The organism is Enterobacter asburiae (assembly GCF_008080435.1).
Taxonomy (GTDB): Bacteria; Pseudomonadota; Gammaproteobacteria; order Enterobacterales; family Enterobacteriaceae; genus Enterobacter; species Enterobacter asburiae_C.
In genome coordinates this window covers 185,450-211,035 of the sequence record NZ_VRKN01000004.1, presented here as the reverse complement: position 1 = coordinate 211,035, position 25,586 = coordinate 185,450, and the positions used below count along the sequence as shown (strand labels likewise).

The following is a 25,586-nucleotide window of genomic DNA, read 5'->3' as shown; positions in this document are numbered from 1 at the left end:
TTTGCCATTTTGTTAACTTCTCATTTTTTGTGATTGATGTCATGCTTTCCGCTTCTTTGTTCTGTGTCACCACATGACACGGCATCCGGAGTTGACGCATGAAAATCAATTTTCCCCTGCTGGCCCTGGCGATTGGCGCTTTTGGGATTGGCACCACTGAATTCTCCCCGATGGGGTTACTGCCTGTTATTGCCCGAGGCGTAGACGTCTCGATCCCGGCGGCAGGCATGTTAATCAGCGCCTACGCTATCGGCGTGATGGTAGGGGCGCCGCTGATGACGCTTCTGCTTTCGCACCGCGCGCGCCGCAATGCGCTGATTTTCCTGATGGCGATTTTCACCCTGGGCAACGTGCTTTCGGCCATTTCGCCGGACTACACCACATTGATGCTGTCACGCATTCTGACCAGCCTTAACCACGGCGCGTTCTTTGGGCTGGGGTCGGTCGTGGCCGCCAGCGTGGTGCCAAAACATAAGCAGGCGAGCGCCGTGGCAACCATGTTTATGGGGCTAACGATTGCCAACATCGGCGGGGTGCCTGCGGCAACCTGGATGGGAGAAGCGATTGGCTGGCGTATGTCCTTCCTGGCGACTGCCGGGCTGGGCGTGATTGCGATGGTGGCGCTGTTCTTCTCCTTGCCGAAAGGTAGCGTGGGGGAACGTCCTGACGTTCGCAGAGAACTGTCCGTGCTGATGCGTCCGCAGGTGCTCTCCGCGCTACTCACCACCGTGCTGGGGGCAGGGGCGATGTTTACCCTCTACACCTATATTTCACCGGTATTGCATGACATCACCCACGCAACGCCTCTCTTTGTGACCGCGATGCTGGTGCTGATTGGTGTGGGCTTCTCCATCGGCAACTATCTCGGTGGGAAATTTGCCGACCGTTCCGTGAGCGGGACGCTGAAGGGCTTCTTAACCCTGCTGATTGTCATCATGATTGCGATTCCGTGGCTGGCGCGTAATGAGTTCGGGGCCGCGATCGCGATGGTCGTCTGGGGAGCCGCCACCTTTGCCGTGGTTCCGCCGCTGCAGATGCGTGTGATGCGTGTCGCGCATGAGGCACCGGGCCTCTCATCGTCAGTCAACATCGGTGCCTTCAACCTGGGCAATGCGCTCGGGGCGGCGGCCGGAGGGGCCGTGATTTCGGGGGGGCTGGGGTACAGTTTTGTGCCGGTAATGGGGGCGATTATTGCCGCACTCGGCCTGCTGCTGGTGATGATGTCGGGTCGTAAACAGCCTGAAGCAGCCTGCGCTGCGGAATAAACCAAAAACGCAGAAGGGCGAACCCTTCTGCGTGTCTTTTACGCGGCGAAGTTCTTCGCGACAAAGTCCCAGTTAACCAGTGCCCAGAAGTGCTCCAGGTAGTTCGGGCGCGCGTTGCGGTAATCAATGTAGTAAGCGTGTTCCCATACGTCCACCGTCATCAGCGGCTTAGCGCTGGTGGTCAGCGGGGTGCCCGCGTTAGAGGTGGATACGATAGCCAGTTTGCCATCCGCCTCTTTAACCAACCACGTCCAGCCAGAACCGAAGTTCTTGATGGCTGCATCGGTAAATTTCGCTTTAAAATCGGCGAAGCTGCCAAATGCGGCATTGATAGCGGTAGCCAGTTCACCGACAGGTTCACCGCCAGCATTCGGTGCCAGGCAGTGCCAGTAGAAGGTATGGTTCCACACCTGAGCCGCGTTGTTAAATACGCCACCCTCTGAGCTGCGGACGATCTCTTCCAGCGTTTTGCCTTCAAAATCGGTGCCCTTGATCAGATTGTTCAGGTTAGTGACGTACGTCTGGTGATGCTTGCCGTAATGATATTCCAGGGTTTCCGCAGAAATGTGCGGTGCCAGGGCGTCTTTTGCATACGGTAGTGCAGGTAATTCGAACGACATTGCTTCTCTCCTTATTGTATTTTGTGTTGCCAATAACCACACAGACAACATGGACAGGATAGCAAATTGAAAGGGTATGCAAAAGAGGAACTTACCCTGCCACGGATGTGGCAGGGCAGGGGTTAGCGAATGGTTTTCGGTGTCATCACGCGACGTGCGCCGACGTAATGGCGTACCCAGTAGTCTTCGCTGAGAGAGGTGATCTGAATATCCTGGCCGCTACGTGGAGACTGGATAAATTTCCCGTTGCCGACATAGACGCCGACGTGGTCAGCCGTGCCGCGCCCCTGAGTGCGGAAGAACACCAGATCGCCGTTTTCCAGCTCGCCGCGGTCAACCGGTGAGGCATCGCGCAGGTGGTACATCTCATTGGCGGTACGAGGAATGCGGAACTTGACCAGATCTTTATAGGCGTAATAGACGAGGCCGCTGCAGTCAAACCCGGTACGCGGCGAACTGCCACCCCAGTGATAAGGTTTGCCAATCTGCCCCATCAGTTTGTTCATCGCGGTTTTTTGCGCTTTCTGTACACGCACTTTATGCACTTCCGCTATTTTCGTGACCTTCGTGCATTTCGCCTTGTGGCCTTTACGCGTGATGCATTTTTCAGTAACGAGGTTAGCGGCGGTTTGCGAAGTTTTACTTTTGGCGGAGTGGGCAGTGCGGGAAGGTTTTGTTTTCGTCTTGCTGGAGGCGGTCTGTTTCGTCTGAGCCGGTGTTTTTTTCTTGTCGTTCTTAGTGGTGGTTTTTTTCTTACGTTCTGTGGCTTTCACCAGATGGTTTTTTTGTACAGCAGAATGCCGCGCCTGCTGAGAGGCGTTTGCCACTGGCGTGAAAGTGAGTGAAGTAAACAGTAAAGCACAGAGCGTGATCGAGATTTTATTTATCCGCGCCACTGGGCAGTCCCCTGATAAATGCAGGTCATCAATAATACCCGCGTGTGATTTACAAAGCCCGTCGATTCTAATCTATAAAAACCCAGAAAGTTAATAGCATTTTTCAATCTACGATCGTGTTTCGTTAGCAAGTGCAAAAAAATTCATCGTTCTGTCGCACATTTGCCCACTCCCTAAGCAAAACCCTGACTGCCGCAGGGGTAAACACCATTTGCAATGCAACTTTTCGTGACTCGGGGTAGAATGTATAAACGTGACAAAAATGTTATTTTCCGATGCCAGTCTGAACCGCTACAATGTCAGACGAATGCCGTAACAGAAGTTAAAGGAAGCAAGACATGAGCACCACTATTGAAAAAATCCAGCGCCAGATCGCTGAAAACCCGATTCTGCTGTATATGAAAGGTTCTCCGAAGCTGCCAAGCTGCGGCTTCTCCGCACAAGCGGTTCAGGCGCTGTCAGCCTGTGGTGAGCGTTTTGCTTACGTTGATATCCTGCAGAACCCGGACATCCGCGCTGAGCTGCCTAAGTACGCTAACTGGCCGACTTTCCCACAGCTGTGGGTTGACGGTGAACTGGTTGGCGGCTGCGATATCCTGATTGAAATGTATCAGCGCGGCGAGCTGCAGCAGCTGATCAAAGAGACGGCGGCGAAGTACAAAACTGAAGAGCCGGACGCAGAGTAATTATCTGCAGAAATAAAAAAAGCGACCTGACAAGGTCGCTTTTTTTTTACTCTTCGCTGTCACCCATCGGCAGCGGCCAGCCACCCAGACGCTTCCAGCGGTTGACGATCTCACAGAACAGCTCTGCGGTGCGTTCCGTGTCGTATAAAGCGGAATGCGCCTGCGTGCCGTCAAACTCAATTCCTGCCGTGATACAGGCCTTTGATAACACCGTTTGTCCCAGGGCCAGGCCGCTCAGTGCGGCGGTGTCGAAGGTCACAAAAGGGTGAAACGGGTTTCGCTTGAGCGACGCGCGCTCGGCTGCGGCCATGGTAAAGCTGTGATCGAAGGTGGCGTTATGAGCCACCATGATGGCGCGACTGCAGTTACTCTCTTTCATGCCTTTACGCACCATTTTAAAAATGGCGTGCAGCGCATCATATTCACTGACTGCTCCGCGCAGCGGGTTATGCGGATCGATACCGTTAAACGCCAGTGCTTCCGGCTGTAAGTTTGCCCCTTCAAAAGGTTCAACGTGGAAATGCAGCGTGGTGTCCGGTGTAAGCCAGCCCTGTTCATCCATCTTCAGCGTGATGGCGGCAATTTCGAGCAGCGCATCGGTTTTAGCGTTAAATCCGGCTGTTTCTACATCAATGACAACGGGATAAAAACCACGAAAACGGTCGCACAGACCGCTAAATTGAGCGTTATCGGACATCAGGGTCTCTTACATGGGGAAAAAGCAGAGCGCATTATGGCAAATTTTGGCGGGTGATGCAGTAAAACTACGGGCGCACGTTGCGCCCTGAGGGATCAGTTGCCCAGACCGCGACCGGCGTCTTTGGCTTCAATCAGCTCGATTTTGTAACCGTCCGGATCTTCCACGAACGCAATCACGGTAGTGCCACCTTTTACCGGGCCCGCTTCGCGCGTGACGTTACCGCCGTTGCTGCGAATGCGCTCACACGCTTCGGCCGCGTTGTCCACTTCTAGCGCGATGTGGCCGTAGGCGGTGCCCAGCTCATAGCTGTCCACGCCCCAGTTGTAGGTTAGCTCGATTACCGCTTCATCCGTTTCCGGGCCGTAGCCCACGAACGCCAGCGAGTATTTGTATTCCGGGTTTTCGCTGGTGCGCAGCAGCTTCATGCCCAGAACGTTAGTGTAGAAATCAATGGAACGTTGCAGATCGCCAACGCGCAGCATGGTGTGAAGTAGGCGCATAATTTCCTCATTAACCAATGAAATAGACTGTCTTTTTGAACAGAAACGATGTTTTAGTATAGCGGCGAAGTATCGCCGCTATCAATGAACAATGGCGAGATTACAGAGAAGGGTAGTCGGTGTAGCCTTCCGCGCCACCGCCGTAGAAGCTTTCCGGGCGCTGCGGGTTCAGGGCGGCTTTTTTCTGCAGACGGGCAACCAGATCCGGGTTGGCGATGTAGTCGCGGCCAAACGCGACGGCATCGATCAGCCCTTTGCCGATCAGGTCTTCGGCTTTCTCTGGGGTATAAGCCCCCGCACCGATGATCACCCCGTGGAAACGTTCGCGCACTTTCTGACGGAATGCGTCTGTGTACGGCTTACCGCCAGCCCAGTCCGGCTCGGACATGTGCAGATAAGCGATGCCACGTTTAGCCAGTTCTTCGATCAGGTACAGCGCATCGGCTTCTTCGTTCGGACCGTTGTCGACATTCTGGAAAGAACCGATTGGAGAGACGCGGATCCCGATACGGTCCGGGCTCCACTCCTGGCATACGGCGTCAACCACTTCCAGCACCAGGCGGGCGCGGTTTTCGACGCTGCCGCCGTACTGGTCGGTGCGATGGTTAGACGACGGTGACAGGAACTGGTGCAGCAGGTAGCCATGCGCGGAGTGCAGCTCAATCAGGTCAAAACCGGCTTCACGGGCGTTGGCCACGGCCTGGCGGAAGTCGTTCACGATACCCGGGATTTCATCCAGCTCAAGTGCGCGCGGCATAGAGGTATCCATGCGGATCGCATTGCCGTTTTCATCACGCAGGGAAGTACGAGTATTTGCGCTCAGGGCCGAAGCGGAGACCGGTGCCTGGCCGCCAGGCTGAATGCTGCTGTGAGAGATACGACCGGTATGCCACAGCTGGACCGCAATGCGACCCTCTTCAGCGTGAACGCCCGCGGTGATTTTCTTCCATGCGGCGATCTGCTCCGGGCTGTGAAGACCCGGCGCACCCGCATAGCCCTTAGCCTGAGCAGAAATCTGCGTGGCTTCCGTGATGATCAGGCCAGAGCTTGCGCGCTGACGATAGTATTCACCCATCAGTGGTGTTGGGATGTCACCCGGCTCAATACTGCGCAGACGGGTAAGCGGAGCCATGAACACGCGGTTTGGCGCAGTGACGGCACCCACTTTTAAGGGGGTAAATAATTTTTCAGCTGACATAAAGACTCCTGAGTAGACCAGTCGACTAGTAAGAAGGTAAATAAAAACGCCTGCTATACGCCAGGCGCAGTAAGGCTGTTTTTCACATGTGCCAGCGCGCTTTCCAGCGGCACGGCACTGCGCGAAATTTTTGCCTGCAGGTTAGCACCTAACCAGAGCGCATATAACACCTGCGCCTGGGTTAGCGGCTCGCCGGAAAAGGCCAGCGTTTTTTCATCGCGACCTTTCTCCAGCGCCTGGGCCAGCAGGGCGATAACGCCGCGGGCGCCTTTATCCATCGCCGTGCGCATATCTTCAGAAAGATCGCACACTTCTGCAGACAGTTTAACGGTCAGGCAACCACTGATGATGCCCTGCTGACAGAACTGGTTCAGCGTTTCCTGATAGTAGTTCAGAACACGATCCCGGTAGTTACCTTCACCCGAAGCAAAGTGGGTCGCCAGACGCTGGTGGTAGCCAGCATAATGACGCTCCAGCATCGCCACGCCGAAGGCCTCTTTGGACCGAAAGTAGTGGTAAAACGACCCCTTCGGTACCTCAGCGGTTTTTAAAAGCTCGCTCAACCCCATACCGGTAAACCCGCGATGCATGCAAAGTCGCTCGCCGGTCGCCAGTAAATGTTCGCGGGTATCGTGTTCAGTATTTCTGCTCATGGCCGCACTCTAATAGACCGTTCGGTCTAATGCAAGCGAGTTTACTGACGACATGCGCTCAGTATATCCAGCTGCTGTTGATAAACCGTTGATTTAACGTCCATCATACCCAGCACGGTCGAGAACAAATTGTCCTGAGAAACCGCATTTTTTGCTGCATGGTCACGTAAACACTGTTCGTTGATGCCAAAGTTTTTCGCGTAATCCGGTGACAGCCAGAACATAAACGGAATATGCGTTTGCTGCTCCGGCGCCAGCATGTACGGTGTACCGTGCAGATAAATACCGCTTTCGCCCAGTGATTCACCGTGATCTGAGAGATAAATCAGCGCGGTGTTCATGCTCGCCTGGCGCGCTTTCAGCGTATCAATGGTTTTGCTGACCATGCTGTCGGTATAGAGGATCGTGTTGTCATAGGTATTCATCAGCGCCTGATGATCGCAATCCTGAATTTCATTGGTGTCGCAGGTTGGGGTGAATTTACGGAAGTCGTCCGGGTAACGGCGATAGTATGCCGGACCGTGGCTCCCCATCAGGTGGATAACCAGCACCGTATCTTGCTTCAGGCCATCCAGCACGTTGTCCAGACGGTAGAAATTCACATCGTCAATACAGGATTTGTCTTTGCAGAACTGATCCAGTTGCCACTGCGTCATGTCGGTATGGGGCACGCGATCGCAGGCACCTTTACAGCCGCCGTCGTTGTCGCGCCACAGCAGGTTGATACCCGCATGCTTGAGCACGTCGAGCAGCCCTTCCCGGTGGTGAGCCAGGTCGGCATCGTATTTGCTGCGCGTCATGCCGGAGAACATGCAGGGAACGGAAACCGCGGTTTCAGTCCCACACGAGGAGGCCTGCGGGAAGTTAATCACATCCTGCTTTTTCAGCTCCGGGTTGGTTTCGCGCCCGTAACCATTCAGGGAGTAGTTTGCCGCGCGAGACGCTTCGCCGACGACAAGCACCAGAACGGTTTTCTTTTGTTGACCGGTAATCAGTGGCCCTTTATGGGCATCTTCACCAATCCGCACCAGCGTTTGATCGCCGGCAAACCAGCGCATTTTGCTGTACTTCACCACGGCGCTGACATAGTTCGCCGGGGTCACCATTTTGACGATGCTTTTGTTGTTGCGGAACAGCGACGCGTAATCTTTATAAAATACGGCGGCAATCAGGATAATCACCAGCAGGGCGCCGAGCATCGCGGCAACCCGCGTCAGCAGGGCATACCACCATTTCCCGGTACGAATGCGGGTCAACGCCACCACCACGGAAGGCACGAGGCCGGCAATGACAATCCACAGAATCATCTGCGGAGTCACCAGAGCGGTCGCTTCCTGAGAGTTGGTTTCGAACACGTTCACAATCATGTTCTGATCGATCACCGCGCCGTAGGCATACATAAACCAGGTCGCGGCGGCGCAACCCAGCGTCAGCACGATCAGCAGCGGCTTACGGAGATACGGGATATTAAGCAGGCTAAAAACAATCACCCAGCCGCAAAACAGCACCAGCGGTACGGACGCAGCAAAGAGGATGTCGTGCAGATGGGCAGGGGCGATAATGGCCCAGCTGCGCTGGATAAACAGCCCGTTAATCAGAGTAAAGAAGAGTGCACAGCCCAGAGTAAATTTAATGTCGTTACATTGTAACTTTTTGATTAACCACATCGATCGGTAAACCTGTCATTGTCATGATGGGCCGAGTATAGAGACGGAAGATTAGTGAAACCTTAATGCCATAAATCTGTGATACAGGCCTTGCACGTGGCGCGTTTAACGTCTTCACTGTAGGTGAGAGTGGCTATCCGGAGGTGAGTGTGGCAGAGCAGCTGGAGTTTTTCCCCATCCAGAGCCCGTGCCGGGGTATTTGTCAGGTCGATGAACGCGGATATTGCCGCGGGTGCATGCGTACCCGTGATGAACGTTTTAACTGGCAAAACTTTAGCGACACGCAAAAGCAGGAGGTGCTACGCCTCTGCCGACAGCGTCTTCTGCGCAAAATACGCGCAAACAAAGCCGGTGAGACCGAAGAACCCCAGCAACCTTCACTTTTTTAACACGGTAATTGCGTATACTCATGACATCACGTCCTTGAGGAAAATGTTATGGTTCAGCGAATTACCCTTGCCCCCCAGGGGCCAGAATTCTCCCGTTTTGTTATGGGCTACTGGCGCCTGATGGACTGGAATATGTCCCCCCTCCAGCTGGCGAGCTTTATTGAAGAGCACCTCGACTTAGGTATTACCACGGTCGATCATGCTGACATCTACGGTGGCTATCAGTGTGAAGCCGCGTTTGGCGAGGCGCTTAAGCTGGTTCCGGCACTCCGCGATCGCATGGAGATCGTCACCAAATGCGGGATTGCCACCACGGCAAAACCTGAACACGCCCTCGGTCATTACATCACCGACAGTGCACATATTATCAAGAGCGCAGAGCAGTCGCTGGTCAATCTGGCGACCGATCGTATCGACCTGCTGCTGATTCACCGCCCCGACCCGCTGATGGATGCCGATGAGGTGGCGGAAGCCTTCCTGAACCTGCACCAGAGTGGGAAAGTGCGTCACTTCGGCGTCTCTAACTTTACCCCGGCACAGTTTGCGCTGCTTCAGTCTCGTCTGCCGTTTACCCTGGCAACCAATCAGGTTGAGATCTCCCCGGTACACCAGCCGCTGCTGCTGGATGGTACCCTCGACCAGCTGCAGCAGCTGCGCATTCGCCCAATGGCCTGGTCGTGCCTGGGGGGAGGACGTCTGTTCAATGATGATGAATTCCAGCCGCTGCGCAACGAGCTTGAAACCATCGCCCGCGAGCTGAACGCCGAGAGTATCGAACAGGTGGTTTACGCGTGGATCCTGCGCCTGCCGTCAAAACCGCTGCCAATTATCGGTTCCGGCAAAATTGAACGCGTGCGTTCTGCACTGGCAGCTGAAGAGCTGCAGATGACCCGTCAGCAGTGGTTCCGCATCCGCAAGGCCGCGCTGGGTTACGACGTACCATAAACCGTCAGAAGGTGACTTTCCGGTGAAATCTTTGCCCCTGGTATACACTTAAGGGGCAAAAAATAACCCGCGGAGGTCATATGAAGCGTTTTGCTCTGGCACTGGTCACGCTGGTTGTTTGCGCAGGGGCGCAGGCAGCCAGCGACGAAGTGGAAATGAATCTCGTCACCTCACAGGGTGTAGGTCAGTCTATCGGAACGGTGAAAATCACTGAAACCGATAAAGGACTGGAGTTTGCCCCCAACCTCAAGGCCCTCCCTCCCGGTGAACATGGTTTCCATGTTCACGCCAAAGGCAGCTGTCAGCCCGCTTTAAAAGAGGGCAAACCGTCGGCGGCAGAAGCGGCAGGGGGTCACTTCGATCCGCAGCATTCCGGCAAGCATGAAGGCCCGAACGGAATGGGGCATTTAGGCGATCTGCCTGTGCTGGTGGTGAATAACGATGGTAAAGCCACCGAGCCCGTCGTCGCGCCGCGACTGAAAAAGCTGGATGAGGTGAAAGGTAAAGCGCTGATGATCCATGTCGGCGGCGACAATATGTCCGATCAGCCTAAACCGCTTGGCGGCGGCGGGGCACGTTATGCGTGCGGTGTGATCTGATCCCCAATCGTTCCCGGTGGCGGTGCCTGTTCCAGCTGCGACAGCGAGCAGTGCAGGCGCCAGATTATCGAGGCCAAATCACGGGCTGCAGGCAGATGATGCCGTGCAAGCGTATCGCAGATCCGCTGAAGTTCATTAAGTGTGGTTTCCAGCGGTCGCTGCTGGACACCGCGCTCGCTCATGACATCGCGCAGCAGGGAGATGCAAACATCACGAACCTGCGCCAGCGGATCGGAACGCGTTTCCCACGCGCGAAGCTGCCAGACCACGTGCGAGCAGTTCAACAGCACCACGCCCCAGCGCAGCAGCCAGCGCCGGGACAGTGCGTCCTGGCTGTTATTCAACTGGCTGACGTGGTGATACACCAGCGATTCATACTCGTTTTCACCCAGATGCGGTTTACGACTGAGCTGGTCGACAAACCCTCTGCGTAACTCCCGAATATGCCTGCGGCTCTTGCGGGCATCGGAGCCGGGACGCAACACCGCGAAAGCCAGCCACGCCAGCCCCACGCCAAGGATTTTCGCCAGGTTATCATTGAGAAAATCGGCGTAATCGTAAACCGGTGGATTCGTCACGGAGATAAACGAGCCCATAAAAACAATCAGCTGTCCCCAGAGGCCCGCCAGTTTTGGCATTTGCAGCTTCAGAAGCTGCATGGTGGTCAACAGGGGAAACAGAAACAGCAGGAACTGCCACAGATCGCTTATCTGCACCATCAGGCCAAACTTCACCACAAAACTGAACAGCGACAGCAGCACCAGCGTGCGCAGCAGGAGCGTAAGCGAGTTGAACGGCGAGGCCGCGACGGAGTAAAGCACGCAGCTGATGGCGGCAAGCGTCAGGGCTGCCGTACCGGACTCCCACTGCGTGGTAATGCTCCATGCGCCCACCAGCATCAGCGCACAGAAGGTGCGAAAACCGCTCCACAGCGCTTCCAGGTAGTCGGTATGGCGTGCGAGTGCCGGGCTACCGGGGACGTTGAACTCCGTTAATGGGGTCGCATTTTCGACGGCCGTAATCCAGCGACTGCTGCGCAGGTACAGCCGGCAGAAGTAATTCAGGCGCTGCCAGAAGGCGCGATGGCGGTAGTCGTACTCATCAACCGGGGCGAGCGGAGCGATAATCCGCGCCACGGTGTAGATGTCCGCATCCGGGCGCGCAAGGGCCGCGAGTAGCGTTTCAATCACGGCACGGGTGTTTTCAGGCGGCGTCGGCCAGTTGAGCAGCATCCGTCGCAGGCTGGAGATGGCACTGGTCATGCGTAGCTGCTGGTGCAGCAAATAGTTAAGCAGGGTGTTCTGACGGCGAAAGCGGTAGTGGCTCCAGAACGCCTGAATGCGCAACAGATTCATGGTCAGGATCTGCCCGATAACCTTTTCATGCGCGAGGCGGATGTCATCGCTGGTATCCGGTTGCCACAGCAGGCTCGCGTGTTCCAGCAATCGGGTATGCATGGTTCTCAGTGCGGTGATGAGCGCGGTGCCGTCGGATGTGCTGGGGAGGATCATCATCATGAAGCCGCCGCTGAGGATCCCGACAATCACTTCGCAGACGCGCGCCTGCGCGATATCCCACAGCTCGGTGGTGTCGAGCACGTTAACCACCGGAAAGGCGATAATGGCGGCGGTATAACCCGCCAGCTGGAACGCGTAGGCGACGTTATTAGTAAAATGGGCGCAGGCCCAGGTACAGCATCCCAGCCATGCCGCCATGCTCAGCAGGAACAGCCACGGATCGTTAAGCGTATGGCCCGCGATAATTAACGCTGCAGTGGCGCCGAGCAGGCTGCCCGCGATACGGCCAAGGCTTTTACTGATCACCCCGCCGACCGTCGGGAAACTGACTACCGCCGCAGAGGTCATCGCCCAGTAGGGTTCATCCAGGTTCAGGTAATAGGCGACGGTCAGCGCAAGACACATGGCAATGCCGTTACGCAGCGCGTAGCGCCACTGGGGACGCGTCGCTTTCATCCACGGCGTGTTTTGCCAGGAGAACCCCTGCAGCTTCATTAACGGGTTCCGATAGAGACAGTGCAGGTGGTACCGGATACCAGGGTAACGTCCTGCGGTAAACGGTCAAATTCTATGCGAACCGGAACGCGCTGGGCCAGGCGCACCCAGGGAACGTTCGGCTTAATGTCCGGCACCAGCCCTGAATCCGTTTCAACGCTTTGATCGTAAATGGCCCGGCCAATGCTGGATACGTGACCCTGTAACTTTTTCGAACCGCTGTAAAGCGTAATCGCCGCTGGCGATCCCTCGCGAATATGCCGAAGCTTGGTCTCTTCGAAATAGCCCACGACGTAGAAGGAGTGGCTGTCGACGAGGGCAAAAACCGGCTGGCCGGTGGTGGCGTAGTTACCCACGCGGGCGGAGAGGTTGGTCACCCATCCATCGACAGGTGCTGTAATCACGGTTTGGGTCAGTTGCCACTGCGCCTGCTTCAGCGTCGCCTCCGCCACGTTGACGCTCGCCTGCATGGCCTTAACGTTGATATTCGCGGTGTCTAAATCTTCCGCAGAGATGTAGTTTTGCGACAAGTGGCGGCGGCGATTGGCCTCGTTGTCGGCCTTTGCCAGGTCAGACTGGGCTTTCGCCAGCTGTGCCTGGGCGTTCAGAATCGCAATGCGGTACGGGGTGTCGTCAATACGGAATAAAACATCTCCCTTTTTGACGAACTGGTTATCCTTGACCAACAGCGTCGTGATACTTCCCGACACCTGAGGGGTGATGCTGACCTGTTCAGCGCGAACTTTGCCGTCACGCGTCCAGGGCGACTGCATATAAAAATTCCACATCCACCAGCCCGCAACCAGCGCGAGGGCAAGGACAAACAGGGTGGAAAAGTACTTTAGCGTTTTCAGGGACATATTCACCACACAGTCAAAACGGCAAGGCCCAGGCATACGGAGAGGGCAAACAGGGAAAGATCCATCAGCATGGGATGCCAGATTTCGCCGGAGTACATCCAGTCGCGAAGCAGACGATGCGCGATGAGCCAGAGCATAAAGCCCACCAGAACGGCCTTAAACAGGGGAGGAAAATAGACTGACGCACCGAAGATCAGGTCCTGAAGGGGTAAACCCTCTGAGCGATGAAAAAACGTCACGGGCAGAAATCCTTTGCAGTGAACAGAATGCCGCGTTGGCTTGTCCTGTATGATGAAGCATCACAATTCAGTGTAAGTCATACTTTTAAGTTCGATGAATGCAGTATTGCATTTGTTTTGGCAATACAAATGCTGCACACTATTCTAAAATCAGTATAATAACTTAGCAAGCTAATTATAAGGAGATGAAATTGGAATCGCCATTAGGTTCTGATCTGGCAAGGTTGGTACGCGTCTGGCGTGCTCTGATTGACCATCGCCTGAAACCTCTGGAACTCACACAGACGCATTGGGTCACGCTGCACAACATTCATCAGCTGCCGCCCGATCAGTCGCAAATTCAACTGGCAAAAGCGATAGGCATTGAGCAACCGTCGCTGGTGCGCACGCTTGACCAGCTGGAAGAGAAGGGGTTGATCTCGCGCCAAACCTGCGCCAGCGATCGTCGCGCGAAACGGATTAAACTCACCGAGAAAGCGGCGCCTATCATCACGGAAATGGAAGCCGTGATTACTAAGACGCGCGGTGAAATCCTGTCAGGCGTTTCACCGGCGGAGCTGGAAATGCTCATCAGCCTCATTGGGCGCCTCGAGCAAAACATCCATGAACTGCAGTCGCGAGACTGACAAACAACAAGGCCTTGCAGCAGCAAGGCCTTTTTTTACTTGAAGACGACCACACGATTACGGCCTGTCTCCTTCGCTTCATACATCGCCTTGTCGGCGCTTTCCACGCATACTTCTGCGGTTATCGTCGGTGACGTTGCTGTGAACACCCCCATGCTGATGGTGATCGGCTCCGGTAACTGACCGCCGCTGCTGCTGTGATCAAAGCTGCTCAGATTTAACCGTATGCGTTCCGCCACCTGGTACGCCGCGTCTGATGAGGTGTTGGCCAGCATCAGAACAAACTCCTCGCCACCGATACGGGCCGCGATATCCTGCGGACGCACGGAGTCCATCAGCAGGTTGGCGACAAACTGCAGGACTTTGTCGCCCTGAAGATGCCCGTAGGTGTCGTTGATACGCTTGAAGCGATCGAGATCGCTGACGATGACGGAAACAGGGCGGCTGGCTGTGGCGATATCCAGTGCCTGCTTTAATGATTCATAAAAATAACTGCGGTTATAAAGGCGCGTGAGCGGGTCGCGAATCGAATTCTGGTACGACTGCTGATATTTTACGTGCGAGTCGCGATACAGTCTGAAGACATCGTAGAGCAGAACAAAAATAATCAGCAGCGTGGCGACAGTTTCAAATAACCGGGCGCGATACCAGGAGATATCTTCGGCATGCCCACCCACCAACAGCATTGAGAGCGTGACGATATAGCAGATGCACAAAAAGTTACCGCCCACCCAGAATAAATTGCGTATGCGCGTAATAAACATCAGCGCTGCTAATGTCACCACCCACAGAGCAATCAATGAAATATTAATGAACTGGCTCCAGAGAACCATAAATTGACGGGTTTCATTATCAACCAGGTCAATTGATAAGAATAGTGAATGACTGGAATAGATCCAGGCCAACCCCACAGCACAAGCCGTAAAGAGAAATTCGCCGCTCACAATCGAGATATGCGCCAATCGCGAAAGGGGATAATTGCGCGTGGTATAAAGTATTGCCGCAACGATGATGAGCACCGCCATTAAGAGATGGCGGAACATATAGTAAATCATCGCATCGTTGTAGTTCACGACGTTGAACTGATAGAGGTCCAGCCAGGCGGGAAAGCTGGACAGCGTTCCGACCATCAGCAATGCCGACCCGGCAAAGGCAAAGGCGATTGCCACCAGATACAACCGTTTTCTGTCACACCAGTATTTCATCGCCATGAAACAGGCAATAAACAGGTGGAACACCAGCAGAAAAATGGTGAGCGTAGGGAATAAAAGCGGTGAAAAGGAAGGAACCCATTCAACGAGTTTTAAAAACAGAGTTTGTAATATCCCGATGACAACAATGCAACCGAGGCAGAACGCGATATAACGACTCTTTAGTGAACGACGATTCGCAAGCATATACGTTTTTAACGACTTTATAATGAATTAAGGTGAGGGCATTGCGAATGAGTTTAATCAATTAGCGTGCTAAATACTTTGCGCAGAAACAATATATGGCGTGGTTATTAATTGATGGGGTGAATATGATTTGTAAATATATTTGTGATGGTGATATATATTGTAAATGGATGTGGCCTGATGGCCACATCCGTTTTTAATTAACGTGGGGAAACGGTCACCTGGCTGCCGTTGCTTGCCAGAACAACGCGCTGGCCAGCAGAGAAACGAGTGCTACCTTGTTTCTGTACAACCATGATAGTGCTGCCGTCGTCTTTACGGATTTCCAGCTCTACGCCCTGGGTTTTGTTCATCGCACCCTGAACGCCCTGGCCGGCTACGCCACCCGCAACGGCGCCTGCTGCCGTTGCCAGCGAGCGACCTGTACCGCCACCGACGGTATTACCGAGGAAACCACCCAGCACGGCACCGCCGATTGCACCCATCACGTTGCTTTCATCACCACCCTGGATCTGTACAGGGCGTGCGTTAACAACGGTACCGTAAGTCACGTTCTGAACCTGTTTCGCTTCAGAAGCGCTGTAAACGTCGCCAGAAAGTGAACTGTCATTCACACAGCCAGCCAGAGTTAAACCAATCAGCGAAACGCCCAGTACACGTAAAATCATTTGAATCTCCTGTTCACCAAAAACGCCCGATTGAGGGCATCCGTTATGGCTAAATTATATGGCATAAGGGGCCATAGTTCATATCTTTGCATCAACAATAGGAAAATTGTACTTGAATTTGACTTAACGAGACATAAACAGGGTCCGCCTGTGTTACCCGTCTGACATTGTTAAAAAATATTATTGCCGGATGGCAAAGCTGCGCCGTTTATGGTTGAGTGGATGTCCTTAGCCCACGCAACGTAAGGAAAGCGCATGAAATCGGGTCGCTACATTGGTGTGATGTCAGGTACCAGTCTGGATGGGGTAGATGTCGTTCTGGCCGCCATTGACGAAAACATGGTGGCACAGCAGGCGAGCCTGACCTGGCCAATCCCCATTTCACTGAAAGAGGATATTCTGAGTATCTGTCAGGGGCAGCAACTGACCCTCTCCCAGCTTGGACAACTTGATGTTCGCCTGGGGACGCTGTTTGCGGATGCGGTACAGGCTTTGATGCAAAAAGAACATCTTCGCCCGCAGGACGTGGTGGCCATCGGGTGTCACGGACAAACGGTCTGGCATGAGCCCGGCGGAGATGCCCCGCATACCCTGCAAATCGGTGATAACAACCAGATTGTGGCGAAGACGGGCGTGACGGTGGTAGGCGATTTCCGTCGTCGCGATATCGCCCTTGGCGGGCAGGGCGCGCCGCTGGTACCCGCGTTCCATCAGGCATTACTGGCGCACCCTTCAGAACGACGTATGGTGCTCAACATTGGTGGGATTGCCAATCTGTCGATGCTCATCCCGGGACAGCCTGTCCGCGGCTACGATACCGGCCCGGGCAATATGTTAATGGATGCCTGGATCTGGCGTCAGTGCGGTCAACCGTTTGATAAAAACGCGGAGTGGGCGTGCGGGGGGAAAGTGATTATTCCTCTGTTGCAGTCGATGCTAAGCGATCCTTATTTTGCCCTGCCGGCTCCTAAAAGCACGGGGCGTGAATACTTCAATTTAGGCTGGCTTGAGCGTCAGCTGGCGCCATTCCCGGCGCTCGCGCCGCAGGATGTCCAGGCGACGCTTGCCGAGCTTACGGCCGTGTCGATCTCCGAACAGGTTCTTCTCAGCGGCGGATGTGAACGCCTTCTGGTGTGCGGCGGGGGAAGCCGCAATCCGCTGGTGATGGCGCGTCTTGCGGGGCTACTGCCGGGTACCGAAGTGACCACGACCGATGAGGCCGGCATCAGCGGTGATGATATGGAGGCGCTGGCCTTCGCCTGGCTCGCCTGGCGTACCATTGCCGGACTGCCTGGCAACTTGCCGTCGGTAACCGGTGCACGCGAGGCGAGCGTCCTCGGGGCGATTTTCCCGGCAAATCCTCGTCATAATCAGAGTTAACTGAAATTCAGCGCGGCGTGTCGTCGTTAGAATGGAAGAAACAGGAGGGCAGCCATGCCCTCCAGGACCAGGAAAGTCTTCGGAATACGCCCATGAAAAAACTTCTTCTTATTGCCGCGCCTTTATTGCTGTCAGGATGCAGCGTCTATAATCAGCTCCTTGAGCGCATGCAGACCGATACGCTGGAGTATCGCTGCGACGAAAAACCGCTGACCGTGAAGCTGAATAACCCACGCCAGGAAGCCAGCTTTGTTTACGACAATAAATTGCTGACGCTGAAGCAGGGCATATCCGCCTCCGGCGCACGTTATACCGACGGTATCTACGTCTTCTGGTCGAAAGGCGACAGCGCCACGGTCTACAAACGCGACCGCATCGTGCTGAACAATTGCCAGCTCGAAAATCCGAAGCGTTGAGATTTTTACAGGGGCGGCGCACAATAGCGCCACCCACTCTCAATGTCAGCTAACGCCATGTCAGATAACGACGAACTGCAGCAAATTGCGCATCTGCGCCGTGAATACACCAAAGGCGGCCTGCGTCGCCAGGATCTTCCCGCTGAACCCCTCGTACTTTTTGAACGCTGGCTAAAACAGGCCTGCGAAGCGAAACTCGCCGACCCAACGGCCATGGTTGTCGCGACGGTTGATGAAAACGGTCAACCGTATCAGCGCATCGTATTGCTCAAGCATTATGACGAGAAAGGGCTGGTGTTCTATACCAACCTTGGCAGCCGCAAAGCGCACCATTTAGAAAATAATCCGCGCATCAGCCTGCTGTTCCCCTGGCACATGCTGGAACGTCAGGTGATGGTCACCGGCAAGGCGGAACGTCTCTCGACGCTGGAGGTGGTGAAGTATTTCCACAGTCGCCCGCGTGACAGCCAGATTGGCGCCTGGGTATCAAAACAGTCCAGCCGAATTTCTGCGCGCGGCGTGCTGGAAAGTAAATTCCTGGAGCTGAAACAGAAGTTCCAGCAGGGTGAAATTCCCCTGCCAAGTTTCTGGGGCGGTTTCCGTATCCCAATTGAGCAGATGGAGTTCTGGCAGGGGGGCGAACATCGCCTGCACGACCGCTTTTTATACCAGCGCGAGAATGGCGGCTGGAAAATCGACAGACTAGCGCCGTAATCCCCGAAATTTGTTGATTTAAGCGCTAGCGCACACCGCGCTTGCGCTTTATTCTATGGTCCTTTCGCATCAGGCGAAAAGTCGTGTACCGGCAAAGGTGCAGTCGTTTATACATGGAGAATTTGATGGCAAGCAGTAACTTGATTAAACAATTGCAAGAGCGGGGCCTCGTGGCCCAGGTGACGGACGAGGAAGCGTTAGCAGAGCGACTGGCGCAAGGCCCGATCGCGCTCTATTGCGGCTTCGACCCCACCGCTGACAGCTTGCATTTGGGGCATCTTGTTCCATTGTTATGCCTGAAACGCTTCCAGATGGCGGGTCATAAGCCTGTTGCCCTGGTGGGTGGCGCGACCGGTCTGATTGGTGACCCTAGCTTTAAAGCCGCTGAGCGTAAACTGAATACCGAAGATACCGTGCAGGAGTGGGTGGATAAGATCCGCAAACAGGTTGCACCGTTCCTCGACTTCAACTGTGGTGATAACGCCGCCATTGCCGCGAACAACTACGACTGGTTTGGCAGCATGAACGTGCTGACCTTCCTGCGTGATATCGGCAAGCACTTCTCTGTTAACCAGATGATTAACAAAGAGGCCGTGAAGCAGCGTCTGAACCGTGACGACCAGGGTATCTCCTTTACCGAGTTCTCCTACAACCTGCTGCAGGGTTATGACTTTGCCTGCCTGAACAAACTGCACGGCGTTTCCCTGCAGATTGGCGGTTCCGATCAGTGGGGTAATATCACCTCCGGTATCGACCTGACCCGTCGTCTGCACCAGAATCAGGTCTTCGGTCTGACCGTTCCGCTGATCACCAAAGCCGACGGTACCAAATTCGGTAAGACTGAAGGCGGCGCGGTATGGCTCGATCCGAAGAAAACCAGCCCGTACAAATTCTACCAGTTCTGGATCAACACGGCGGATGCCGATGTTTACCGCTTCCTGAAGTTCTTCACCTTTATGGACATTGAAGACATCAACACGCTGGAAGAAGAAGACAAGAACAGCGGTAAAGCACCGCGCGCACAGTACGTGCTGGCGGACGAAGTGACCAAACTGGTTCACGGCGAAGAAGGTCTGGCCGCAGCAAAACGCATTACCGCAAGCCTGTTCAACGGTACCCTGAGCGATCTGAGCGAAGCGGACTTCGAACAACTGGCGCAGGATGGCGTGCCAATGGTTGAGATGGAAAAAGGGGCTGACCTGATGCAGGCGCTGGTGGATTCCGAGCTCCAGCCTTCCCGCGGTCAGGCGCGTAAAACCATCGCGTCTAACGCTATCACCATCAACGGTGAGAAACAGGCCGACCCGGAATACACCTTCGTTGACGGCGACCGTCTGTATGGTCGCTACACGCTGCTGCGTCGCGGCAAGAAAAACTACTGCCTTGTCTGCTGGAAGTAATTAACAGTCTCCAGGGGCGTGGGAAACCACGCCCCTTTTGTTTTTTCAGGGTTTGGTAAGAAAAAAATGAAGAACATCCTCGCCATTCAGTCCCACGTTGTTTTTGGACATGCTGGCAATAGCGCTGCGGAATTCCCGATGCGTCGCCTCGGCGTCAACGTCTGGCCCCTTAATACCGTACAGTTCTCTAACCACACGCAATACGGCAAATGGACCGGCTGCGTGATGCCGCCTTCGCACCTCACCGAGGTTGTGCAGGGGATTGCCGATATCGACCAGCTCAAACGCTGTGACGCCGTGCTGAGTGGTTACCTCGGCTCAGCGGAGCAGGGGGAGCATATCCTGGGCATCGTACGCCAGGTGAAAGCCGCAAACCCGTCGGCAAAATACTTCTGCGACCCGGTCATGGGGCATCCGGAAAAAGGCTGTATTGTGGCGCCAGGCGTCGCAGAGTTTCACGTCCGCCACGCGCTGCCCGCCAGCGATATCATTGCGCCAAACCTGGTCGAACTCGAGATTCTCTGCGAGCGTCCGGTTAACAGCATAGAAGAGGCGGTAAGCGCGTCTCGCGAACTGATCGCTCAGGGGCCTGAGGTTGTGCTGGTAAAACACCTTGCGCGCGCAGGGCTGAGTCAGGACCGTTTTGAGATGCTTCTGGTAACGAAAGATGACGCCTGGCATATCAGCCGTCCGCTGGTGGATTTTGGCCTGCGTCAGCCGGTTGGGGTCGGGGATGTCACCAGCGGTCTGTTGTTGGTGAAATTACTGCAAGGGGAGACGATACGCGACGCGCTGGAGCATGTTACTGCGGCGGTGTACGAAATCATGATTGCGACGAAAGAGATGCAGGAATATGAACTGCAGGTAGTTGCGGCACAGGATCGTATCGCGAAGCCGGAGCACTATTTCAGCGCAACCCAGCTTTAAACAATGCCGGGTGACGCTGCGCTTACCCGGCCTACTCAACCCGTAGACCCGTGCAAGCGTAGCGCCGCCGGGCGATTTAGTTAAGACCTTCTGCTTTCAGCGCCGCAGCCACCGCAGGACGCTCTGCCACGCGTTTCATATACGATGCGATATGGTCTAACCCTTCCAGGTTCAGCTTAACCGCGCGTGCCCAGCGCAGCACGGTGAACAGGTACGCATCGGCAATCGTGAAACGCGAACCCGCAATCCACTGATCGTCTTTCAGCGATGCGTTAACGTACTGCAGCTTTTTCTCAAGCAGAGCACGCAGGGTCGGTTTGAACTCCTCTGGCGTATCCGGGCGGAACAACGGCGTAAACCCTTTGTGCAGTTCGGTCGCAATGTAGTTCAACCATTCCAGCGTTTTATAGCGAGAAATGGTACTGACGGGTGCCAGCAGATGGCGATCGGGTACGCTATCGGCCAGGAACTGCATAATCGCCACGCCTTCGGTGAGCAGAGTACCGTCATCCAGCAAGAGCGCCGGAACTTGTCCTTTCGGGTTGATGGCAAGAAAATCATCACCGTTTTCCAGACGTTTTTTCATCAGATCAACGCCATCCAGCGTAAAATCTTTGCCGCTCTCGCGCAGGGTGATATGGGAAGCAAGAGAGCACGCGCCCGGTTTGTAGAACAGTTTCATCGGTAACTCCTTTTTGCTGAGGTTTCAGCTATGTTAGTGCGCAAACGGATAAAAAAAAAGCCGCTAATGCATTAGCGGCTTCTGGTCAGTCGTTTCTCACGGTGTTCACGCGGTAGCGGTGTTAGTCGCTTTAGCGGTCTTGTCGTCGTCCTGAGTCATACGGTTCAGTTTCGGTGCGGTCAGCAGCATCAGAACGGCAATAACCGCAGTTGCGATACCAATCTGCATGAACACGGTACCGTAAACGTTCAGCGAAACCAGTGGATCAGTGACGTTTTCCGGCACAGCCATCAGGTTCGCAATTTTACCCGCAATGATTGCCGCACCGGCAGTCGTCAGGAACCAGCTACCCATAATGAAGCCCATCAGACGCTGTGGCACCAGCTGTGCAACCATCGCCAGACCCAGACCGGAGATCATCAGTTCGCCGATAGACTGCAACGCGTAGCTCAGGATCAGCCAGTTAACGGACACGATACCTGCGTCGGTGGCAAATTTGGTACCCAGCGGCAGCACCAGGAACGCACCGGAACACAGCACCATTCCGATGGCGAACTTATGCGGCATTGGCAGACGGTCACCCATCTTGTTATAGATAGCAGCCAGAATCGGGCTACCAATCATGATCCAGAACGGGTTCAACGCCTGATACTGTTCCGGCTCGAACGCGATGCCCAGAATAGAGTGCTCAACGTTACGAATGGCGAAGAAGTTCAGTGAGGTTGGCATCTGGCTGTACAGCACGAAGAAGATAATCGCTTCCAGCATCAGAATGAACGCCACAATCATCTTGCGACGGGCCGCACCCTGCATGGCGAACGCTTCTTTCGCAAAGATGCATACGATACCCAGCGCAACCACACCCAGAACGGCGCGAGCAACACCCTGGTTGTGCAACAGCCAGGTCGCGATGGCGGCGAGGATCACCACACCCACGATGGTGGCCAGCAGTTTGCCCATATGCACAGGCTCGAAGTCAGGTTTTGAACCGTAGTCTTTCACCCAGCTGCGGCAGAACAGGAAGTTCACCACGGTGATCAGCATACCCACGAAGCTCAGCGCAAATGCCACGCTCCAGCCGAATTTCGCCGCGAGCCATGGGGTTGCCAGCATCGAGAAGAACGAACCGATGTTGATGGACATGTAGTACATGGTAAATGCACCGTCCAGGCGCGGATCGTCTTTGTTGTAGCAGGTAGAAAGCAGGGAGGACGGGTTCGCTTTGAACAGACCGTTACCGACGGCAATCGTCGCCATACCCATATACACGACAGCGGCATCATGCCCTGACCATGCAACCAGACCATAGCCAATTGCCAGGACAATGGCGCCCAGCATGATGACACGTTTAGTCCCGAGAACTTTATCCCCCAGCCAGCCGCCAATAGCGACCAGACCGTACACCAGAGCACTGAAGGAAGAGAACAGGGTGATGGAATCGGCTTCGGACATACCCAGCTGTTTTACCAGGTAAACCGCCATGATCCCTTGCAGGCCGTAATAACCAAAACGCTCCCATAACTCGATAGAGAAGATGAGATAGAACGCTTTAGGTTGTTTAAAAGCGTTAAGACTCACGCTTTCATCTGTTGGTTTATTGTTTGCAGTAGACACATATACCTCTTTTTTTACATCCCATATTAACGGGGGTGTTCATAGCGTGATGGCCGTAGTCCATACGCCTTATAGTTATATTGGGAGGAGAAACGGCGGGTAATGTTCACTATCCTGCCCCATCTGGCAATACGTTTGTAATAATCTGTTACATATATCTGGGGTGGTATAATCGTCGGTTCATATAAATGTTATTCAGCGTTAAATTTCATACCTTGAGTAAAGGCAGTTTTTTCGACTGGCAATAACCCTCTTCGATCGGCTTTTGGCGATATGTTCTGCTATTTGCCGCTTCATGCAGTGATATGGCCTATATTCTGAAAAATAGCTGGTCTTATCGTCGGCAAAGAAAGAGAAGTGTCTTGTCGGGCATAGGGTTTAGGTCGATTTTGACAACAAAAATTCAACATGAAGTTATCGAGGTGATCGCGATCACAGATATATAGAAATTTTTGGCTATGAAAAAAGTATTAACCTGTTTGAGCGTTAAACAACCGAACAAGTGACAGGTCTGGGGAAACGAAAGGCGGACAAATAACGGCCAAAAGAAGAACGCCTGGTAGTTCTTCTTTTGGTAAGGGATTGTAATGATCAGGGATATACTTTTTCTTTGTATTCGCAGAGATCTTCAATAATGCAGGAGCCGCAGCGCGGTTTACGGGCAATGCAGGTATAACGGCCGTGCAGAATCAGCCAGTGGTGGCAATCAACCTTAAATTCGGCCGGAACCACTTTTAACAGTTTCTCTTCGACCTGCTCGACATTTTTCCCCGGCGCAAAGTTAGTCCGGTTAGACACGCGAAATATATGCGTATCCACGGCGATAGTGGGCCAGCCAAACGCGGTATTGAGCACCACGTTCGCGGTCTTACGCCCCACGCCCGGTAAGGCCTCCAGCGCGGCGCGGTCCTCCGGCACTTCACCTCCGTGCTGTTCCAGCAGGATCCGGCAGGTCTTAATGACGTTCTCAGCTTTGCTGTTAAACAGGCCGATGGTTTTGATATAGGACTTCACGCCTTCCACGCCCAGCTCCAGCATAGCTTTCGGCGTATTGGCGACCGGATAGAGCAGGGCAGTGGCTTTATTGACGCTCACATCGGTAGCCTGCGCGGAGAGCAGCACGGCGATCAGCAGCTCAAACGGGGAGGTAAAATTCAGCTCCGTCGTCGGGTGCGGGTTCTCGTCCCGCAGACGGGTCAGGATCGCAATGCGCTTTTCTTTATTCATGAGGCCTTCTCGGGTGTCCCTTCCACAACGCTACGCTCAGCTGCGCGGCGCTTACGTTTTTCATCAATCAGGTATTTTATCGCCAGCATCATGCCAAGGCCAATAAACGCGCCTGGCGGCAGCATTGCCAGCAGGAATGGCGTATCGGTGTGGAACACTTCAACGCGCAGCGATTTGGCCCAGCCGCCGAGCAGCGCATCTGCGCCGTCAAACAGCGTACCGTTACCGAGGATCTCGCGCAGCGAGCCCAGCACGAACATGGCGCACGTGGCGCCCATTCCAATGGAAAAACCATCCAGCGCCGACATGGCAGGGCTGTTTTTCACCGCGAAGGCTTCCGCACGCCCGACGACGATACAGTTGGTGACGATAAGGGGAATAAAGATCCCGAGCGACTGGTACAGGCCAAACGCGTAGGCGTTAATCAGCATCTGGACGATACTGACCACCGACGCAATGATCATGACGTAAATCGGAATACGAATTTCCGACGGCGTCCAGCGGCGCAGGGCAGAGATGGAGAGGTTGGTCAGGGTCAGCACCAGCGTGGTTGCCAGACCCAGTCCGAGCGCGTTGGTGGCGGTGGATGTTACCGCCAGCAGGGGGCACATCCCCAGAAGCTGTACCAGCGCGGAGTTGTTCTTCCACAACCCCTGGACAATAACCTCTTTAACCTGGCTCATGATGACTCCCCACAGGCCGGAAGATTGTTGATTTGCGCGGGCAGCGTTTCAGCATATAGCCCGGCTCGTTTTACGGCGTTCACCACGGCGCGCGGTGTGATGGTCGCGCCGGTGAACTGGTCGAACTCGCCGCCATCTTTCTTCACCGCAAACGCGGTATCACCTTCACCATGAATCACTTTACCGGCAAAGTGCAAAATCCAGTCGCTCAGACGGGTTTCAATTTTATCGCCCAGGCCCGGCGTTTCATGATGCTGCGTCACGCGAGTCCCGAGGACGGTACCGGAAAAATCGCTGCCCACGAGCAGCTGAATAGCGCCGGAATAGCCGTCGGGTGCCGTCGCTTCCATCACTGCGCCGACCGGTTTATCCCCTTTGCGGGCGATAAAGATACGATGCGGGCCTTTCCCAAGCTGCGGCGCGTCTACCACAAAGCAGCTTTTTTGCAGGTCATTATCGTAGAAATCGGACGGGATCACCTGATCGAAGAGCGCCTTTTGCTGCTTTGAAGCCTGTTCTTCGATGGTCGTTTTGGTCAACGCATTAACCAGTGCCGTCAGCCCCGTCAGGACCGCGGCGAAGACAGCCAGCGTGACGCCGTGTTTTTGCATCGTTTTTAACAT

28 protein-coding genes are annotated in these 25,586 nt (G+C 54.5%); 11 read left to right on the top strand and 17 right to left on the bottom strand.

Annotated features, from left to right (window positions below):
- Window positions 1-98 precede the first annotated feature (98 nt).
- Window positions 99-1,265, top strand: a complete 1,167-nt coding sequence (locus FU672_RS09655) for an MFS transporter (protein ID WP_148243090.1) — start codon at window positions 99-101, stop codon at window positions 1,263-1,265.
- A 38-nt stretch (window positions 1,266-1,303) separates the two neighbouring features.
- Here FU672_RS09655 and sodB read toward each other — a convergent pair whose 3' ends face one another.
- Entirely contained in the window at window positions 1,304-1,885 is a 582-nt protein-coding gene (sodB, locus tag FU672_RS09650; RefSeq protein WP_029739795.1) for a superoxide dismutase [Fe], read from the bottom strand.
- A 122-nt stretch (window positions 1,886-2,007) separates the two neighbouring features.
- Complete coding sequence (locus FU672_RS09645) at window positions 2,008-2,781, bottom strand: C40 family peptidase (RefSeq protein WP_148243089.1); 774 nt, start codon at window positions 2,779-2,781, stop codon at window positions 2,008-2,010.
- Between the two features lie 338 nt (window positions 2,782-3,119).
- On the opposite strand from FU672_RS09645, the gene grxD reads away from it, so the two are divergent.
- Window positions 3,120-3,467 (top strand): monothiol glutaredoxin 4, encoded by a 348-nt coding sequence (grxD, locus tag FU672_RS09640; protein WP_003832760.1) that lies wholly within the window; start codon window positions 3,120-3,122, stop codon window positions 3,465-3,467.
- Between the two features lie 46 nt (window positions 3,468-3,513).
- Here the strand turns inward: grxD and rnt are convergent, their stop codons facing one another.
- The 5 genes from rnt to eptA form a co-directional block, all read right to left on the bottom strand.
- Window positions 3,514-4,164, bottom strand: a complete 651-nt coding sequence (gene rnt, locus FU672_RS09635) for a ribonuclease T (protein ID WP_025758334.1) — start codon at window positions 4,162-4,164, stop codon at window positions 3,514-3,516.
- A gap of 95 nt (window positions 4,165-4,259) precedes the next feature.
- Window positions 4,260-4,667: a lactoylglutathione lyase gene (gloA, locus tag FU672_RS09630; protein WP_013096923.1), complete on the bottom strand. Its 408-nt coding sequence runs from the start codon at window positions 4,665-4,667 to the stop codon at window positions 4,260-4,262.
- A 100-nt stretch (window positions 4,668-4,767) separates the two neighbouring features.
- Window positions 4,768-5,865, bottom strand: a complete 1,098-nt coding sequence (locus FU672_RS09625) for an alkene reductase (RefSeq protein WP_148243088.1) — start codon at window positions 5,863-5,865, stop codon at window positions 4,768-4,770.
- 53 nt (window positions 5,866-5,918) lie between these two features.
- On the bottom strand, window positions 5,919-6,518 hold the full coding sequence (locus FU672_RS09620; protein WP_148243087.1) for a TetR/AcrR family transcriptional regulator: 600 nt from the start codon (window positions 6,516-6,518) through the stop codon (window positions 5,919-5,921).
- 41 nt (window positions 6,519-6,559) lie between these two features.
- Window positions 6,560-8,185, bottom strand: a complete 1,626-nt coding sequence (gene eptA / locus FU672_RS09615; RefSeq protein WP_148243086.1) for a phosphoethanolamine transferase EptA — start codon at window positions 8,183-8,185, stop codon at window positions 6,560-6,562.
- A 149-nt stretch (window positions 8,186-8,334) separates the two neighbouring features.
- On the opposite strand from eptA, the gene FU672_RS09610 reads away from it, so the two are divergent.
- From FU672_RS09610 to sodC, 3 genes are all read left to right on the top strand, one after another.
- On the top strand, window positions 8,335-8,574 hold the full coding sequence (locus FU672_RS09610; protein WP_008500587.1) for a DUF1289 domain-containing protein: 240 nt from the start codon (window positions 8,335-8,337) through the stop codon (window positions 8,572-8,574).
- A 48-nt stretch (window positions 8,575-8,622) separates the two neighbouring features.
- Complete coding sequence (locus FU672_RS09605; RefSeq protein ID WP_032638255.1) at window positions 8,623-9,519, top strand: aldo/keto reductase; 897 nt, start codon at window positions 8,623-8,625, stop codon at window positions 9,517-9,519.
- 80 nt (window positions 9,520-9,599) lie between these two features.
- Window positions 9,600-10,118 (top strand): superoxide dismutase [Cu-Zn] SodC, encoded by a 519-nt coding sequence (gene sodC / locus FU672_RS09600; RefSeq protein ID WP_148243085.1) that lies wholly within the window; start codon window positions 9,600-9,602, stop codon window positions 10,116-10,118.
- Here sodC and FU672_RS09595 read toward each other — a convergent pair.
- From FU672_RS09595 to FU672_RS09585, 3 genes are read right to left on the bottom strand one after another with little or no spacing between them, the layout of a single operon-like run.
- Window positions 10,097-12,130 (bottom strand): FUSC family protein, encoded by a 2,034-nt coding sequence (locus FU672_RS09595; protein ID WP_148243084.1) that lies wholly within the window; start codon window positions 12,128-12,130, stop codon window positions 10,097-10,099. The genes sodC and FU672_RS09595 overlap by 22 nt on opposite strands.
- The gene (locus FU672_RS09590) at window positions 12,130-12,990 is read right to left on the bottom strand and encodes an efflux RND transporter periplasmic adaptor subunit (protein WP_148243083.1); all 861 of its coding nucleotides are present in this window, start codon (window positions 12,988-12,990) and stop codon (window positions 12,130-12,132) included. The genes FU672_RS09595 and FU672_RS09590 overlap by 1 nt, the downstream gene beginning before the upstream one ends.
- A gap of 2 nt (window positions 12,991-12,992) precedes the next feature.
- A complete protein-coding gene (locus FU672_RS09585) occupies window positions 12,993-13,229 on the bottom strand; it encodes a DUF1656 domain-containing protein (RefSeq protein WP_023311364.1) in 237 nt (78 codons plus the stop codon).
- 185 nt (window positions 13,230-13,414) lie between these two features.
- On the opposite strand from FU672_RS09585, the gene slyA reads away from it, so the two are divergent.
- Window positions 13,415-13,855: a transcriptional regulator SlyA gene (gene slyA, locus FU672_RS09580; protein WP_024909359.1), complete on the top strand. Its 441-nt coding sequence runs from the start codon at window positions 13,415-13,417 to the stop codon at window positions 13,853-13,855.
- A gap of 35 nt (window positions 13,856-13,890) precedes the next feature.
- Here slyA and FU672_RS09575 read toward each other — a convergent pair whose 3' ends face one another.
- Together FU672_RS09575 and slyB are read right to left on the bottom strand one after the other, a co-directional pair.
- Window positions 13,891-15,252 (bottom strand): sensor domain-containing diguanylate cyclase, encoded by a 1,362-nt coding sequence (locus tag FU672_RS09575; RefSeq protein ID WP_148243082.1) that lies wholly within the window; start codon window positions 15,250-15,252, stop codon window positions 13,891-13,893.
- 200 nt (window positions 15,253-15,452) lie between these two features.
- On the bottom strand, window positions 15,453-15,920 hold the full coding sequence (gene slyB / locus FU672_RS09570; protein WP_023311367.1) for an outer membrane lipoprotein SlyB: 468 nt from the start codon (window positions 15,918-15,920) through the stop codon (window positions 15,453-15,455).
- A gap of 255 nt (window positions 15,921-16,175) precedes the next feature.
- On the opposite strand from slyB, the gene anmK reads away from it, so the two are divergent.
- From anmK to pdxY, 5 genes are all read left to right on the top strand, one after another.
- Window positions 16,176-17,300: an anhydro-N-acetylmuramic acid kinase gene (anmK, locus tag FU672_RS09565; RefSeq protein WP_148243081.1), complete on the top strand. Its 1,125-nt coding sequence runs from the start codon at window positions 16,176-16,178 to the stop codon at window positions 17,298-17,300.
- Window positions 17,301-17,392: 92 nt separating this feature from the next.
- On the top strand, window positions 17,393-17,716 hold the full coding sequence (gene mliC / locus FU672_RS09560; RefSeq protein ID WP_025758348.1) for a C-type lysozyme inhibitor: 324 nt from the start codon (window positions 17,393-17,395) through the stop codon (window positions 17,714-17,716).
- Between the two features lie 57 nt (window positions 17,717-17,773).
- The gene (gene pdxH / locus FU672_RS09555) at window positions 17,774-18,430 is read left to right on the top strand and encodes a pyridoxamine 5'-phosphate oxidase (protein ID WP_024909355.1); all 657 of its coding nucleotides are present in this window, start codon (window positions 17,774-17,776) and stop codon (window positions 18,428-18,430) included.
- A gap of 125 nt (window positions 18,431-18,555) precedes the next feature.
- Window positions 18,556-19,830 (top strand): tyrosine--tRNA ligase, encoded by a 1,275-nt coding sequence (tyrS, locus tag FU672_RS09550; RefSeq protein WP_148243080.1) that lies wholly within the window; start codon window positions 18,556-18,558, stop codon window positions 19,828-19,830.
- A 66-nt stretch (window positions 19,831-19,896) separates the two neighbouring features.
- Entirely contained in the window at window positions 19,897-20,757 is an 861-nt protein-coding gene (gene pdxY, locus FU672_RS09545) for a pyridoxal kinase PdxY (protein ID WP_148243079.1), read from the top strand.
- A gap of 76 nt (window positions 20,758-20,833) precedes the next feature.
- On the opposite strand, the gene gstA is transcribed toward pdxY, so the two are convergent.
- The 5 genes from gstA to rsxG form a co-directional block, all read right to left on the bottom strand.
- Window positions 20,834-21,439 (bottom strand): glutathione transferase GstA, encoded by a 606-nt coding sequence (gstA, locus tag FU672_RS09540; RefSeq protein WP_148243078.1) that lies wholly within the window; start codon window positions 21,437-21,439, stop codon window positions 20,834-20,836.
- A 105-nt stretch (window positions 21,440-21,544) separates the two neighbouring features.
- On the bottom strand, window positions 21,545-23,053 hold the full coding sequence (dtpA, locus tag FU672_RS09535) for a dipeptide/tripeptide permease DtpA (RefSeq protein WP_148243077.1): 1,509 nt from the start codon (window positions 23,051-23,053) through the stop codon (window positions 21,545-21,547).
- Window positions 23,054-23,644: 591 nt separating this feature from the next.
- Window positions 23,645-24,280 (bottom strand): endonuclease III, encoded by a 636-nt coding sequence (gene nth, locus FU672_RS09530; RefSeq protein ID WP_008500570.1) that lies wholly within the window; start codon window positions 24,278-24,280, stop codon window positions 23,645-23,647.
- Window positions 24,277-24,963, bottom strand: a complete 687-nt coding sequence (locus FU672_RS09525) for an electron transport complex subunit E (protein WP_148243076.1) — start codon at window positions 24,961-24,963, stop codon at window positions 24,277-24,279. The genes nth and FU672_RS09525 overlap by 4 nt, the downstream gene beginning before the upstream one ends.
- Window positions 24,960-25,586: an electron transport complex subunit RsxG gene (gene rsxG, locus FU672_RS09520; RefSeq protein WP_148243075.1), complete on the bottom strand. Its 627-nt coding sequence runs from the start codon at window positions 25,584-25,586 to the stop codon at window positions 24,960-24,962. Before rsxG ends, FU672_RS09525 begins: the two co-directional genes overlap by 4 nt.

Coding starts and splice junctions, on each gene's coding strand:
- FU672_RS09655 (WP_148243090.1), top strand. CDS start 99: ATGAAAATCAATTTTCCCCTGCTGGCCCTGGCGATTGGCGCTTTTGGG.
- sodB (WP_029739795.1), bottom strand. CDS start 1,885: ATGTCGTTCGAATTACCTGCACTACCGTATGCAAAAGACGCCCTGGCA.
- grxD (WP_003832760.1), top strand. CDS start 3,120: ATGAGCACCACTATTGAAAAAATCCAGCGCCAGATCGCTGAAAACCCG.
- rnt (WP_025758334.1), bottom strand. CDS start 4,164: ATGTCCGATAACGCTCAATTTAGCGGTCTGTGCGACCGTTTTCGTGGT.
- gloA (WP_013096923.1), bottom strand. CDS start 4,667: ATGCGCCTACTTCACACCATGCTGCGCGTTGGCGATCTGCAACGTTCC.
- FU672_RS09625 (WP_148243088.1), bottom strand. CDS start 5,865: ATGTCAGCTGAAAAATTATTTACCCCCTTAAAAGTGGGTGCCGTCACT.
- FU672_RS09620 (WP_148243087.1), bottom strand. CDS start 6,518: ATGAGCAGAAATACTGAACACGATACCCGCGAACATTTACTGGCGACC.
- eptA (WP_148243086.1), bottom strand. CDS start 8,185: ATGTGGTTAATCAAAAAGTTACAATGTAACGACATTAAATTTACTCTG.
- FU672_RS09605 (WP_032638255.1), top strand. CDS start 8,623: ATGGTTCAGCGAATTACCCTTGCCCCCCAGGGGCCAGAATTCTCCCGT.
- sodC (WP_148243085.1), top strand. CDS start 9,600: ATGAAGCGTTTTGCTCTGGCACTGGTCACGCTGGTTGTTTGCGCAGGG.
- FU672_RS09595 (WP_148243084.1), bottom strand. CDS start 12,130: ATGAAGCTGCAGGGGTTCTCCTGGCAAAACACGCCGTGGATGAAAGCG.
- FU672_RS09590 (WP_148243083.1), bottom strand. CDS start 12,990: ATGTCCCTGAAAACGCTAAAGTACTTTTCCACCCTGTTTGTCCTTGCC.
- slyA (WP_024909359.1), top strand. CDS start 13,415: ATGAAATTGGAATCGCCATTAGGTTCTGATCTGGCAAGGTTGGTACGC.
- FU672_RS09575 (WP_148243082.1), bottom strand. CDS start 15,252: ATGCTTGCGAATCGTCGTTCACTAAAGAGTCGTTATATCGCGTTCTGC.
- slyB (WP_023311367.1), bottom strand. CDS start 15,920: ATGATTTTACGTGTACTGGGCGTTTCGCTGATTGGTTTAACTCTGGCT.
- anmK (WP_148243081.1), top strand. CDS start 16,176: ATGAAATCGGGTCGCTACATTGGTGTGATGTCAGGTACCAGTCTGGAT.
- mliC (WP_025758348.1), top strand. CDS start 17,393: ATGAAAAAACTTCTTCTTATTGCCGCGCCTTTATTGCTGTCAGGATGC.
- pdxH (WP_024909355.1), top strand. CDS start 17,774: ATGTCAGATAACGACGAACTGCAGCAAATTGCGCATCTGCGCCGTGAA.
- tyrS (WP_148243080.1), top strand. CDS start 18,556: ATGGCAAGCAGTAACTTGATTAAACAATTGCAAGAGCGGGGCCTCGTG.
- pdxY (WP_148243079.1), top strand. CDS start 19,897: ATGAAGAACATCCTCGCCATTCAGTCCCACGTTGTTTTTGGACATGCT.
- gstA (WP_148243078.1), bottom strand. CDS start 21,439: ATGAAACTGTTCTACAAACCGGGCGCGTGCTCTCTTGCTTCCCATATC.
- nth (WP_008500570.1), bottom strand. CDS start 24,280: ATGAATAAAGAAAAGCGCATTGCGATCCTGACCCGTCTGCGGGACGAG.
- FU672_RS09525 (WP_148243076.1), bottom strand. CDS start 24,963: ATGAGCCAGGTTAAAGAGGTTATTGTCCAGGGGTTGTGGAAGAACAAC.
- rsxG (WP_148243075.1), bottom strand. CDS start 25,586: ATGTTAAAAACGATGCAAAAACACGGCGTCACGCTGGCTGTCTTCGCC.